The sequence below is a fragment of the Pontibacter pamirensis genome (assembly GCF_010015475.1).
Taxonomy (GTDB): domain Bacteria; phylum Bacteroidota; class Bacteroidia; order Cytophagales; family Hymenobacteraceae; genus Pontibacter; species Pontibacter pamirensis.
Genome location: NZ_SSNI01000023.1, coordinates 41,550 through 53,327 on the forward strand (window position 1 = coordinate 41,550; position 11,778 = coordinate 53,327).

Consider the following 11,778-nt stretch of genomic DNA (forward strand, 5'->3'; position numbering starts at 1 on the left):
CTATGGCAAATTCTGCGGTTTCGAACACTATACCTACCTTCGATAAGCAAGGACATCGCGGGGCGCGGGGTCTGATGCCGGAGAATACTGTACCCGCCATGCTTAAGGCCCTTTCGCTGAGTGTTACTACCCTGGAAATGGATGCACACATCAGCAGGGATAAAGAGGTGTTGCTCTCCCATGACCCGCACATTAACCCGGAACACGAACTGTTGCCCGATGGCAGTGAAATACCTGCAGCAGACGCTGAAAAGCATGTGTGGTACAACATGAACTACAGCGATATTCGCAGGTATGATGTAGGTACAAAATTTTATAGACGTTTCCCGGAACAGCAGCGCATGAAGGCACACAAGCCACTGCTTTCTGAAGTCATTGACGCAGTGCAGGCTTACCTCAACAAACATCGTTTGCCGCAGGTTTTTTATAACATTGAAACCAAGTCTAAGCCTGAAACAGACGGCCTATATCACCCAGCCCCGGAAGAGTTTGTGCAGCTGTTAATGACGGTCGTAAAAGAGAAAGAAATAAAGGAGTGGGTAATCATCCAGTCTTTTGATGTGCGGACGCTACAGGTGCTGCGTAAAACTCATCCTTATATGAAGACATCCCTGCTGGTGGAAAACGAGGAGAACCTGGAGCAAAATATAGAAAAGCTAGGCTTTACTCCTATCATTTACAGCCCTGACTATGAGTTAGTAACACCAGAACTGGTAGAAGCCACTCATAACCAAGGGATGAAGCTGATTCCCTGGACAGTAAATGAACCTGTTAAAATGCGGCAGCTAAAGCAGATGGGTGTGGATGGCCTTATCTCTGATTATCCAGATTTGTTCAATAAATTATAAAGATTACCACAAGTTTTATCCTCATCCACTGTTTCATGCGTAAAGGCAGTAAAGGCCTGCCCCACTTACCCTAGACAAGCTGTATCAGATTTGTTTTTTTATAGCTGATACTAATCAGGTATTGTAGAAAATAGTAAGACTCACAAAAAACATCAAAAGCCACAGATAACCATGACACCACAACATGCATCTACCGTTGAACAGAAGTACAAGGAGTTTGTAGAACGCATTGTTGCTACAAATGCTGTATGGGGGTTGACAAAAGACGAAACGTGGGCAACGTCAAGCTCCCAAGAATTTGAAGACACTGAGGTTATCCTGTTCTGGTCCGGAAAGGAAGGTGCCGCAGCCTGTGCCGAAGATGAGTGGGCCACCTATACACCGGAAAGCATTACATTGGTTGAATTTCTGGAGAACTGGTGCGTGGGCATGTACGGGGATGAATTACTGGTAGGTGCCGATTGGGACACAGACCTCAACGGCAAAGAAGCAGAACCGCTAGTGGTTGCCTTAGATGTTGTGAACGAGCTAAAAGCAAAAGGTAAAAAACTTGAGTTTACCCAATACGACAGCCAGGATGAATTTGAAGAGCAGGTGCTCGAAGCCCTGGATGGCAACAAATAGTTATTGTGGATGATGAATGAAGAATTATAAATTATGAATGGGTTCAGACTTTAAGCCTCGTGGCTTACCTTTGTCCCGACACAAAGAAAATCATCATTCTTAATTTACATAACAGTGACTCAAAAATCAATACTGCTTATAGCCACTGCTTTTGGAGCCCTGACTGTGGCTATCGGAGCCTTTGGAGCACACGCGCTGGGGCCCATGCTAAGGGAAACAAACCGCATAGACACGTTTGAAACTGCTGTAAAGTACCAGATGTACCACACGCTGGCCCTGCTGGCGGTAGGGCTGCTGTTGTTCAGAGTAGAGCAGCCGGCACTACAGGTTGCCGCATGGTGTTTTTTCCTTGGCATTCTTATTTTCTCAGGCTCCCTTTACACGCTATGTATAACGGGCATTACCTGGTTGGGGGCCATCACTCCTATTGGAGGCACAGCCCTTATAGTAGGTTGGGGTGCTTTGTTTTACGCTATCCTGAAAGCACTATAATTAGAAGAAGCAGCCACTTTAAACGTGGCTGCTTCTGATACGCTGGTCAACTTATGTGCACTATTTAGAAAAATTAACAGAAGCGCTATGCCTGCGCATAAAAAAAGCCCTCTTTCGGAGGGCTTTTTTTATGTCTATTGAACTACTACAGCTATGTCTACTGCTTTGCAGCGCTGGCAGTAGATTTATCTTTAATGTTTGTCACGATGTACACATATTTCGCACCTTCAGCTGCGTTAGAGTGCACGGTGATAGCTTTTTTCTGCTGCCCCATTTTACCGGCACTGTTGAATTTAGCTGTTACAAAACCTGTTTTACCTGGCATTACAGGCTCTTTTGTCCAGTTTGGAGTAGTACACCCGCAGGTTACATCCACGCGCTCAATAACAAGTGGCTGTGTGCCTGTATTCGTAAACTTGAATGTGTGTTCCACTACATCACCTTGGGTAATGTCACCAAAGTTATGCTCCGTTTCCTCAAAAGTTAGCGCCGGGCCATTCTTTGCCTGCTCTTGCGGAGCTGTTGCCTTGGCTTTTGGTTGTTCCTGCGCCATAGTGCTACCAGCTACTAAAGCTGCAAAAGCAAAAGAAAGAAGTACTTTTTTCATCTGAATTTAGGGTTAAGGTTAAAGCAATAGCTATGATACTGTTTTTTTTGAAAAACGTTACAATATAGGTTTTTCTTATATCAATCAACTAATAAATGCTGATTAAAGTTCAGCAGGTACAGTTCTTCCGACGAGCGGGTAAGAGCCGTATACAGCCAGCGTGCGAATTCCTCATTCACCATGTCATCTTTCAGGAATCCCTGGTCAACAAACACCGCTTTCCACTGGCCACCCTGTGCCTTATGGCAGGTCAAGGCATAAGCAAATTTTACCTGCAGCGCATTCAGGTAAGGGTTCTTTTTAAGCTCCTTGCTTCGCTCTTTCTTTGTTTTTATGTCCGCGTAATCCTGCAGCACGGCTTCGTAAAGCTTCTTGTTCTGATCAGTTGGCAGGGCGGGTGTATCCGTGTACAAGGTATCCAGCATAATCTTCACCTCCTCCTCCTGCGCTTCCGGGTAATCGATGAATCGGACGCGGACATCGGCAAAGCGGAAGCCGTACATATCCTCGTAACTGATGATTTTAGTTACCTCCACAAAGTCTCCGTTGGCCATAAAACCGATGTCAGAATCTTTGTCAAGCCAGAAATAGTTGTTGCGCACAATCATCAGGTAATCTCCCACGTTCAACTCATCTTCGGAAAAAAAGATGTTCCGGCGCACATGCTGGTTATACAGGTTGGCTGATTTGTTTGAGCGGCAGATAATGATAGTATTCTCGATGCCGAACTTATCGTAAGCGTAGCGCAAGCCATCCTCCAGTTTCTCGCCTGTCATCCGGAAAATATCGCGCCAGCCTTTGGTAAACAGCTTTATCTCAAGCGGCTCCTGTTTCATTTGATCACGCAGTTGCGTGGCATTCATCAATATGCCAGAGGCCTCTGCCTGCCGCATAACGTTACGAAGCTCTACCTGCTGCACATTGCACCAGAAGTTTTGCTTCAGGTACTCCGCGTCCAGTGAAGGGCTAAGCGCCTGCCCTACCGGTGGCAGCTGAGCCGTATCGCCAATCAGCAAAAGCTTGTTGTTCTTTTTATCAAAAACATAGTTCAGCAGGTCTTCTAACAGACCGTTTTCACCATACCCGCTCTCATCTGAAATCATTGACGACTCATCCACAATGTAGATGGTATTGTCAGATTTATTAGGCTGGCGGGTGAAGGAAAGCCCTTCAGAGAAAGGATTCGCCGTCTGGCGGTATATCTTCTTATGTATGGTGTGGGCCGGTTTGCCGCTGTAACTGGCCATTACTTTGGCCGCTCGGCCTGTTGGTGCAAGCAGCACATACTTATAGCCAAAGGTATTCAGGATTTTCACCAGCGAGCTGACCACCGTTGTCTTACCTGTACCGGCATAGCCTTTCAGTAAAAAAACCTGCCGCTCCTCCTGCTTTGACAGGATAAATTCATCAAGCTTCGTGAAAAGTTTGGCTTGGTCTTCGGTCGGTTCAAATGGAAAATTATTTTTTAAGGCTTCTAAGGGGCGCATGCTTAATCTTATAATTTGAGGCTGACAGAACGATAAAAGCAATCATTCACTTTAATTGAGAAGGGATTTTTTTCTGTCACTACTCCCATTCCAAAAGCACGTGCTGCTTCTTCGCTCCCGGGTACAAGTAAAGGTACGGAAGCAGAAAATTATGCACAAAAAAAAGCCTTACGCTGTGGTAAGGCTTTTTCGGTTTTGAAATGATGTATAGTCTAAGAACTAAGCTCTTTTAACATTAACAGCATTTAGTCCTTTTCTTCCTTCCTGAAGTTCATACGTTACTTCGTCATTTTCTCTGATCTCGTCAACAAGACCGCTAACATGTACGAAATACTCTTGTCCTGTGCTTTCATCCTTAATAAAACCAAATCCTTTTGTCTCATTAAAGAACTTTACTACTCCTTTGTTCATGATAATTTTTTTATTTTCCTCAAAAGTACATAATAATGTAATGCCAAGCACTACAATTTTCTTAATTCTTTACTTTGTTGTCTTTTTAAATGATAAACATTGCTCTAAACTATGAATTTCAGGTAAAGGAAACAACATAAATATTGAATTTTAATCTCTACGCTTTATATCGCCTGGGGTTATGGTAGCCATTGTGGTAGTGGCTTTTGCGATAAGCAAAGGCTCATGATCTTCTTTTATTACATAGACTTCAGCCTCGCAGAAGCTTAGCCTGCGGCCAGACTTGATAACATAGCCTTTTGCCCACAGTTTCTCTCCTACCCCCGGATTTAGATAGGAAACTTTTAGCTCAGCCGTTACCACACTATGGCCTTTTGGCACCAGGCTGGCAGCAGCAAAACCCGCCACAATATCAGCGACTGTGGCAATGAGGCCTCCATGCGCAAAGCCCATTTGCTGCAAGTGCTGGTCTTCCATAGTTAATTCGCCTTCTATGCTGCCAACTTCTATCTTTGTAATATTAAAGCCCGTGAGCTTCATAAAACCCTGTCGCGCTAATTTTTCACGTATGTCCTGCTTAAAGTCAGGGTTAAAAGTTTTGATCATGCAGTAAAAGTACTGCCTATACCTGTAGCACACAAAATATGCCTGAACTGAATCCCAAAGCCGCTGCCTACGCCGGGAAAACCCGCGTGCGCGTGTGTGGCATCTGCATCCACAACGACAAACTCCTGCTGGTGCGCCACGGCGGCACCGTAGATAATCGAGACTTCTGGGCGCCACCGGGAGGTGGCCTTCAATATGCTGAAACAATGCAGTCCTGCCTGAAGCGCGAAATACAGGAAGAAACAGGACTGGAAGTACAGGTGGAGCGCTTCCTGTTTGTGAATGAATTCCTGCAGCCTCCCCTGCACGCGATTGAGTTCTTCTTCGAGGCAAAAATTTCTGGAGGTACTTTAGGCACAGGCTCAGATCCCGAGGCAGCTGCCGGCGAACAGCTCATTGAGCAGGTACAGTGGCTGACTTTAAAAGAGTTGCAGGCCATTCCTTACAACGACAAGCACAGGGTGCTGCAGCTTCTGCTTTCTCTGGACGATCTGCTGGGTATGGACCATTATTTTATACCATAGCGGCTGCTTTGCTGCCTTCTGCTATATTTTTTTTATACTTGCAGAAGTGCACCAATACGCAAAGCAGCTTCTTTCCTACAGCTATATATTTTGAACACCATCAACACTCATTACCGGCTCTCCCACAAGATAGAAGACGAGGCCTTCGGCCTCTCGCAAGCCTCTTACTGTAATTTATACTTGTCGCTTAGCCAGAAGGCAATTAGGCTGGCTGTGGTCGATACTGTCCGGAACAAGTTTGTGGTGCTGGAGGATTATGAGCTGATTACTATCTTTACGCCGCTGCAGGTAGCTGAACAACTGCGCCTGATAGCCGCTGAAAACCTGCTGTTTCAGGAGCAGCACTGGAACACGGTACGTGTGTCTTTCAGTAACCTGCACTTCACCCTAGTTCCGGAAACACTTTACGACCCTACCCATAAAGAAGACTACCTGCGCCTGCACAGTGAGCTGAACCCACTGCAGGATGTGGTGCTCTCGTACCGCCACGGTGGCCTGGAGGCCCTGAATATTTTCTCGGTAGATGTAGCATCTTATGGAATACTTCAGGAGCTTTTCCCCCGACAACCTGTTCAGATTGTGCACCAGACCAGTGCTCTGATCCGAAGCGTGCTGCACCACACGGATCGCACTTCTGCCCGCAACATAAATATTTTTGTGGAGCGCAACTATGTCACAATACTCGTAATAAGCCAAAACGGACTGGAGTTTTGCAATGTGTTCCACTACCATAGCCCGGAAGACTTCATCTATTACATCATCTTTGTGATGCAGGAACAGAAGTTAAATCCGGAGCAGGAAACACTTACCGCATGGGGCGATATAACACATGATTCCTCACTGTTCAACATCTTGCAGAAATACGTACGCCATATCAAATTAGGCAAGAAACCGGCTGATGTAGAATACAGCTACAAATTCCATGATATGTTCGAGCATCGGTATTTCGAACTTTATAGCCTGCACCTGTGTGAGTAAAATTTATTGTTATATTGCTAGATTGTTATAGGCTGCATAGTTAAATCATAACCCTAAGCAACACAGGCTTTATATCAAAGAAAAGGATGTAAGCGTATGAGGTTACCGGAGAGTATACCTGTTTCACAACATCATCACTTACAACAATTTTACAATTAGATAAATGAAAAGAATTGCCCTGTTCCCCGGCTCCTTCGACCCTTTTACCAATGGGCACTACGATGTGGTGATGCGCGGAGCGAAGCTTTTTGACGAGGTGATAGTGGCCATAGGGAACAATAGCAGCAAGCAGCGCTATATACCCGTCGAGAAGATGTATGAGGTCATGACGCGGTTATTTGCCGATCAGCCCAACATTAAGGTGCAGACGTTTAAAGGCCTGACAGCAGAGTTTGCGCGCGAGGTAGGAGCCCAGTTTCTGCTGCGTGGCTTGCGCAACACCACCGACTTTGAGTATGAAAACACCATTGCGCAGGCGAACCGTCAGGTAAATAACGACCTGGAGAGTGTGTTTCTGATTACCTCACCGCTGCTTGCCGCCATCAGTTCCTCTATTATCCGTGAGATTCACCGCTTCGGGGGCAATGTGGATCAGTTTATACCTTTCCAGTTTTCAGAGATTGCAGATAGTGCCGGACAATAAAGGCAATGGAAGTATACGCTTTTGGTAACACTTCCTCCACCTCCTCCGGAGTCATCCAGCGCACTTCCTCAATAAACTCCTCGGCCTGCGGCTTTATCAGACTGTCGTCGGTGCAGTTCATCACGTACCAGTTGGTCTTCTTAAGGATCTTTTTGCCTTTGAAGGCGTAGGAGTGCCAGGTTTTCGGCAGCTTGTCTACCACTTCTACCTGAATGTTGCACTCCTCCTCTACTTCCCGCAGTGCCCCGTCTTGTACTTTCTCTTTCTTGTTCAGCTTCCCTTTCGGAAGGTCCCATACCCCTAAGCGGTAAATCATCAGGATCTTACCGTCCTTCAGTACCAAACCTCCGGCTGCCTTCACAATTTTAAACTGATCTTTGAGATGCGCGATCAGTTTCTTCTTTTTGTCGGTTACCAGCGTAAGCGAGCGCAGCTTTTTCAGCTTCTTTACCTCCATTAACCGCACAATACGATCAATCAGCAGTGCATCGGTATCTTTTACCAGCACATCCCCGACCAAATCTTTGGAAGTGAAGTGATCAGAAGCCTTCAGAATAAGGTCGTACTCATGCTTGTACACCTTTTCGTTTGCCTTTTTGAGAATCAGGGGAATATCGTTGATGAAAACATTCATGCGCTTAGCTGCTTCTGATGAAGAATTCTAAATTTACACAAATCAATTAATAAATAACCTGAAACAAAATTTGCAGGCATAAAAAGGAAGAATATTTATGTAATTTCGGCCATGGATTCTACGAACACAGCACATCAAGTAGCCTCTTTCCTGCTGGAAACCGAGGCAGTAAAACTAAGTCCGGCGCAGCCTTTTAAGTGGAGCAGCGGCTGGAACTCCCCCATTTACTGCGATAACCGCGTGACCCTCTCTTTTCCGTACATCCGCAGCTATATCAAGCAACAACTGGCTGAGCTCATCAAGCAGCACTACCCGGAGGCAGAAGCCATTGCCGGTGTCGCCACGGCTGGTATTGCCCAGGGCGCGCTTGTTGCCGACCTCTTGGAAATGCCCTTTCTCTATGTACGCCCAGAGACAAAGAAGCATGGTATGGGCAACCAGATAGAAGGACGGCTTCTGGAAGGCCAGAAAGTGGTGCTGGTAGAAGACCTTATTTCGACAGGTGGCAGTTCCCTGAAAGCCGCTGAAGCAGTAAAAGCCGCCGGTGCCGAGGTAATTGGTATGGCTGCCATTTTTACTTATGGCTTTTCTGTGGCTGATGACAACTTCCGGCAGGCAGGCATCCCACTCTTTTGCCTCTGTAATTACAATGCGCTTATAGAGGCCGCAGTGTCCAATGGCTACATCCAGGCCTCTGCCATGGAAGCCCTGGCACAGTGGCGGGAGTCTCCGGAGACGTGGGGGAAGTAGGCAGGCTTAGCCTTAAGCTATATATAAAATGACAGTGTTTGTTATACTGGCTACGTAACCTAAGTGAAACCACTCCATCCTTATATGTTTTACATTCGATAGTTCTATTAAAGTTTGGAATAGCAACTCCGGGTCAAACCACCCCTGCCCCTCCTTTTCCAAGGAGGGGAGTCCGCTGTTGCGTTCGCTAATTCCTCACTTGTAGCTACAGCTTTGTAAGCTATATGTACAGTTGGTACATAACAACTCCACTCTTTCCTTTCTGCAGTAAAATAAAGCTTGACTTAACACACATGAAAATAGGCCTCCTTTCCGACACCCACTCCTACCTTGACGACCAGATACTGCGCCTGCTCGCTGGCTGTGATGAGATTTGGCATGCCGGTGACTTTGGAACGGCAGAGGTATCAGAGCGATTGCGTGAGGTAGCGCCGCTGCGGGGAGTATATGGCAACATTGATGGACAGGACGTCCGGAAGCTGCACCCTAAGGTAGAGCGCTTTGAGGTGAATGACCTTGATGTGCTGATGACGCACATCGGCGGGTACCCAGGGAAGTACCATCCGGACGTGCGAAGCATGATCAAGGAAAACCCGCCGAAGTTGTTTATCACAGGGCACTCACACATCCTGAAGGTAATGACAGACAAGAACCTGAACAACCTGCTGCACATTAACCCGGGGGCAGCAGGCAGGCATGGCTTCCACAAAATAAGAACTATGGTACGCTTTGCTGTGAAGGAAGGCCAGGTGCGGGACCTGCAGGTAATTGAGCTCGGCAAAAGGGCATAAAAAAAGTGTGTCTGCCGCGGCAAACACACTCTGAAATCTTTTTAGTAAGCCGCCGCCATTTGCTGAAATAGCAGCGGCAGGCAGATGGGCTTACGTACCCCTAAAAAGAACTACTCAGCAGGAGTTTCTTCTTCTGTAGAATTTTCTTCTGTCTGTGCAGCAGGCGCCTCAGTGTTGTCCTCTTTCTTGTTTTTCGGAGCCTCACCGAACTGAGTTCTCAACTCGTCCATGTCAACGTTCTTGATAACAGGTGTCGCCAACAGTTGCTTAATCCTTGCTACTCTGTTGTTTGCTCTTGCCTTATTCTTACGGTCTTTTCTTTTTAATCTAGTAACTCCCATCGTTGCAATAATTTAATTTGAACGGCAAAAGTAAGTTATTAATTTTACAAAGTAAAGTATTTCCAGAACCAAATTGACATGCAAATAACAGATTTACGCTCTGACACTGTTACCAGACCAACTCCGGCCATGTTGCAGGCCATGTTTAGCGCAGAAGTGGGCGACGACGTGTACGGAGAAGACAAGACTATCAACACCTTGGAGGCTAAAACTGCCGCCATGTTTGGCATGGAGGCCGGCCTCTTCTGCCCTTCCGGCACCATGACCAACCAAATAGCCATTAAAATGCATACACAGCCGCTTACGGAGGTAATCTGTGACGTGACAGCACACATTTACCAGTATGAGGGCGGCGGCATCTCCTTTAACTCCGGTGCCTCGGTAGCCTTGGTACACGGCACCCGCGGCAAGATGACGCCACAACAAGTAGAAGCGAACATACGTCCCCTGGACAACGTGCACTTCCCGGAAACAAAGCTGGTAGCCCTCGAGAACACTTGCAACAAAGGCGGCGGCACCTTTTATACCCTGGAGGAGATTGCAGCCATCTCAGAAGTTTGTAAGCGCCACGACCTGGCCCTGCACCTGGACGGTGCCCGTGTTTTTAACGCGCTGGCTGCCTCCGGTGACAAGGCGCAGGACTACAGCACTTATTTCGACAGCATCTCCGTTTGTCTCTCTAAAGGCTTGGGGGCACCTGTTGGCTCCGTTCTTTTAGGCAGCAAGGACTTCATCAAAAGGTCGCGCAGAGTCCGAAAGGTTTTAGGTGGCGGCATGCGCCAAGCAGGCTACCTGGCTGCTGCCTGCATCTATGCGCTGGATAACCATGTAGCGCGTTTGCAGGAGGATCACCGTAAGGCGAAAGCCATGGAAGAAACATTGCTGCAAACGGATTATGTAGAGAGCGTGCTGCCTGTAGAAACCAACATCGTTATCTTTAAACTGAACAGCAAGTACAGCGATAAAGCTTTTGTGGAAGCTTTGGCGAAGGTAGGGATCCGCGCTTCCAGCTTTGGCCCGCAGATGATACGGTTTGTGACGCACCTGGATGTAACAGAGGAAATGCTGCAGCATACGCTGCAGGTACTCAAAGCCCTGAGTCAGGCACCAGTGGCCACAACTTAAATACAACATGAAGCTTAAACAGTGGTAGCGCGGGATTCTTCCCGCGCTATTTTTTTATCAGTCCTCCTCAATACACCCACTCCTTCAAATAAAACAGGCATTGGTGCCCGACAGCAACTGTATCAGGTGTTTCAAAGTCATACCCCCCTTTTCTGAGCAGGTAATTTTGAATACAACTACATAAAAGCTTTGCTCCCGCTACCCTTAGTACTGCTTTTCCACTTCCGGAATAAATATCCCCCGGCATCTATTAATCATTCTATTTAATAATCCTTATCCACTTTACCTAAAGCGGGAAAACAAGCTATACAAAATTCCCAAAGACACTTCTGTGCCTTTGTGCTAGCTATCGGCCTGGCACCTCATGCACATCTTTAGCTAAATACAATTTTTCAAGAAATTTATACTTTCACTAACACCCTGATATCAATCACACCTATATTTTGAATATTTAACAAATATTTTTCACACCCCCTATTGACATATAGGGGTAAATTCATACTTTAGTAAAAAAATAACCAACACCCCCATTAAAAACATACCCTAATCATAAATATTAACTTTATGAAAAAGATTGAAGCCATCATCAGAACATCCAAATTTGAGGATGTTTATGAAGCCCTCACCGAAATCGGTATTGCCTTTATGACGACATATGATGTAAAGGGATTCGGTTTAGAACACAGCTCGTCGCAGGTGTACAGAGGCGCGACTTACAATGTCGGGTTCATACCCAGAACGAAGATTGAGATGACCGTAACCGAAGACCATGTGGACGAAGTGGTGGAAACAATTCTGAAGGTTGCCAACACTGGCAAAGTAGGTGACGGTAAAATTTTTATCATGGATGTAGAAGCAGTCATCCGCATCCGGACCGGGGATGTCGATGAACTCGCCCTTTAGTGTCGCACTCCATC

General features: G+C 46.4%; 16 protein-coding genes. 10 read left to right on the forward strand and 6 right to left on the reverse strand.

Features of this window, described 5'->3' with window-relative positions; all coding sequences use genetic code 11:
- Window positions 1–2: 2 nt before the first annotated feature.
- The 3 genes from E1919_RS17965 (at window position 3) to E1919_RS17975 (ending at window position 1,964) form a co-directional block, all read left to right on the forward strand.
- Entirely contained in the window at window positions 3–848 is an 846-nt protein-coding gene (locus tag E1919_RS17965) for a glycerophosphodiester phosphodiesterase family protein (protein WP_162054797.1), read from the forward strand.
- A gap of 171 nt (window positions 849–1,019) precedes the next feature.
- Window positions 1,020–1,472 (forward strand): DUF2750 domain-containing protein, encoded by a 453-nt coding sequence (locus E1919_RS17970; RefSeq protein ID WP_162054798.1) that lies wholly within the window; start codon window positions 1,020–1,022, stop codon window positions 1,470–1,472.
- A gap of 114 nt (window positions 1,473–1,586) precedes the next feature.
- Window positions 1,587–1,964, forward strand: a complete 378-nt coding sequence (locus E1919_RS17975; RefSeq protein WP_162054799.1) for a DUF423 domain-containing protein — start codon at window positions 1,587–1,589, stop codon at window positions 1,962–1,964.
- Window positions 1,965–2,121: 157 nt separating this feature from the next.
- Here E1919_RS17975 and E1919_RS17980 read toward each other — a convergent pair whose 3' ends face one another.
- The 4 genes from E1919_RS17980 to E1919_RS17995 all read right to left on the reverse strand — a co-directional run bounded on the left by E1919_RS17980 (window position 2,122) and on the right by E1919_RS17995 (window position 5,075).
- Window positions 2,122–2,571: a DUF1573 domain-containing protein gene (locus tag E1919_RS17980; protein WP_115563918.1), complete on the reverse strand. Its 450-nt coding sequence runs from the start codon at window positions 2,569–2,571 to the stop codon at window positions 2,122–2,124.
- Window positions 2,572–2,651: 80 nt separating this feature from the next.
- A complete protein-coding gene (locus tag E1919_RS17985) occupies window positions 2,652–4,058 on the reverse strand; it encodes an ATP-dependent DNA helicase (protein WP_162054800.1) in 1,407 nt (468 codons plus the stop codon).
- A gap of 219 nt (window positions 4,059–4,277) precedes the next feature.
- Window positions 4,278–4,469, reverse strand: a complete 192-nt coding sequence (locus E1919_RS17990; protein ID WP_115564124.1) for a cold-shock protein — start codon at window positions 4,467–4,469, stop codon at window positions 4,278–4,280.
- Window positions 4,470–4,619: 150 nt separating this feature from the next.
- Window positions 4,620–5,075, reverse strand: a complete 456-nt coding sequence (locus tag E1919_RS17995) for a PaaI family thioesterase (protein WP_162054801.1) — start codon at window positions 5,073–5,075, stop codon at window positions 4,620–4,622.
- Window positions 5,076–5,113: 38 nt separating this feature from the next.
- Here E1919_RS17995 and E1919_RS18000 point away from each other — a divergent pair, with 38 nt between their 5' ends.
- From E1919_RS18000 to coaD, 3 genes are all read left to right on the forward strand, one after another.
- On the forward strand, window positions 5,114–5,599 hold the full coding sequence (locus E1919_RS18000; RefSeq protein ID WP_162054802.1) for an NUDIX domain-containing protein: 486 nt from the start codon (window positions 5,114–5,116) through the stop codon (window positions 5,597–5,599).
- 90 nt (window positions 5,600–5,689) lie between these two features.
- On the forward strand, window positions 5,690–6,577 hold the full coding sequence (locus E1919_RS18005; RefSeq protein WP_162054803.1) for a DUF3822 family protein: 888 nt from the start codon (window positions 5,690–5,692) through the stop codon (window positions 6,575–6,577).
- A gap of 163 nt (window positions 6,578–6,740) precedes the next feature.
- Window positions 6,741–7,220: a pantetheine-phosphate adenylyltransferase gene (gene coaD, locus E1919_RS18010; RefSeq protein WP_162054804.1), complete on the forward strand. Its 480-nt coding sequence runs from the start codon at window positions 6,741–6,743 to the stop codon at window positions 7,218–7,220.
- Here the strand turns inward: coaD and E1919_RS18015 are convergent.
- A complete protein-coding gene (locus E1919_RS18015) occupies window positions 7,174–7,854 on the reverse strand; it encodes an NUDIX hydrolase (protein ID WP_162054805.1) in 681 nt (226 codons plus the stop codon). The two genes, coaD and E1919_RS18015, sit on opposite strands and share 47 nt — an antisense overlap.
- A 111-nt stretch (window positions 7,855–7,965) precedes the next feature.
- On the opposite strand from E1919_RS18015, the gene pyrE reads away from it, so the two are divergent.
- Both pyrE and E1919_RS18025 read left to right on the forward strand, forming a co-directional pair.
- Entirely contained in the window at window positions 7,966–8,604 is a 639-nt protein-coding gene (pyrE, locus tag E1919_RS18020) for an orotate phosphoribosyltransferase (RefSeq protein ID WP_162054806.1), read from the forward strand.
- Window positions 8,605–8,897: 293 nt separating this feature from the next.
- Complete coding sequence (locus E1919_RS18025; RefSeq protein WP_162054807.1) at window positions 8,898–9,395, forward strand: metallophosphoesterase family protein; 498 nt, start codon at window positions 8,898–8,900, stop codon at window positions 9,393–9,395.
- A 110-nt stretch (window positions 9,396–9,505) separates the two neighbouring features.
- On the opposite strand, the gene E1919_RS18030 is transcribed toward E1919_RS18025, so the two are convergent.
- Window positions 9,506–9,736, reverse strand: a complete 231-nt coding sequence (locus E1919_RS18030) for a hypothetical protein (protein ID WP_162054762.1) — start codon at window positions 9,734–9,736, stop codon at window positions 9,506–9,508.
- Window positions 9,737–9,814: 78 nt separating this feature from the next.
- On the opposite strand from E1919_RS18030, the gene E1919_RS18035 reads away from it, so the two are divergent.
- Both E1919_RS18035 and E1919_RS18040 read left to right on the forward strand, forming a co-directional pair.
- A complete protein-coding gene (locus tag E1919_RS18035) occupies window positions 9,815–10,861 on the forward strand; it encodes a threonine aldolase family protein (protein WP_162054808.1) in 1,047 nt (348 codons plus the stop codon).
- Window positions 10,862–11,425: 564 nt separating this feature from the next.
- Window positions 11,426–11,764: a P-II family nitrogen regulator gene (locus E1919_RS18040; protein ID WP_162054809.1), complete on the forward strand. Its 339-nt coding sequence runs from the start codon at window positions 11,426–11,428 to the stop codon at window positions 11,762–11,764.
- Window positions 11,765–11,778: the final 14 nt, after the last annotated feature.

Excerpts from the sequence above, each read along its gene's own strand:
- E1919_RS17995 (WP_162054801.1), bottom strand. The coding sequence starts at position 5,075 with ATGATCAAAACTTTTAACCCTGACTTTAAGCAGGACATACGTGAAAAA.
- E1919_RS18000 (WP_162054802.1), top strand. The coding sequence starts at position 5,114 with ATGCCTGAACTGAATCCCAAAGCCGCTGCCTACGCCGGGAAAACCCGC.
- E1919_RS17965 (WP_162054797.1), top strand. The coding sequence starts at position 3 with ATGGCAAATTCTGCGGTTTCGAACACTATACCTACCTTCGATAAGCAA.
- E1919_RS17985 (WP_162054800.1), bottom strand. The coding sequence starts at position 4,058 with ATGCGCCCCTTAGAAGCCTTAAAAAATAATTTTCCATTTGAACCGACC.
- E1919_RS18025 (WP_162054807.1), top strand. The coding sequence starts at position 8,898 with ATGAAAATAGGCCTCCTTTCCGACACCCACTCCTACCTTGACGACCAG.
- E1919_RS17970 (WP_162054798.1), top strand. The coding sequence starts at position 1,020 with ATGACACCACAACATGCATCTACCGTTGAACAGAAGTACAAGGAGTTT.
- E1919_RS18040 (WP_162054809.1), top strand. The coding sequence starts at position 11,426 with ATGAAAAAGATTGAAGCCATCATCAGAACATCCAAATTTGAGGATGTT.
- pyrE (WP_162054806.1), top strand. The coding sequence starts at position 7,966 with ATGGATTCTACGAACACAGCACATCAAGTAGCCTCTTTCCTGCTGGAA.
- E1919_RS18035 (WP_162054808.1), top strand. The coding sequence starts at position 9,815 with ATGCAAATAACAGATTTACGCTCTGACACTGTTACCAGACCAACTCCG.
- E1919_RS17980 (WP_115563918.1), bottom strand. The coding sequence starts at position 2,571 with ATGAAAAAAGTACTTCTTTCTTTTGCTTTTGCAGCTTTAGTAGCTGGT.
- E1919_RS17990 (WP_115564124.1), bottom strand. The coding sequence starts at position 4,469 with ATGAACAAAGGAGTAGTAAAGTTCTTTAATGAGACAAAAGGATTTGGT.
- E1919_RS18030 (WP_162054762.1), bottom strand. The coding sequence starts at position 9,736 with ATGGGAGTTACTAGATTAAAAAGAAAAGACCGTAAGAATAAGGCAAGA.
- E1919_RS18015 (WP_162054805.1), bottom strand. The coding sequence starts at position 7,854 with ATGAATGTTTTCATCAACGATATTCCCCTGATTCTCAAAAAGGCAAAC.
- coaD (WP_162054804.1), top strand. The coding sequence starts at position 6,741 with ATGAAAAGAATTGCCCTGTTCCCCGGCTCCTTCGACCCTTTTACCAAT.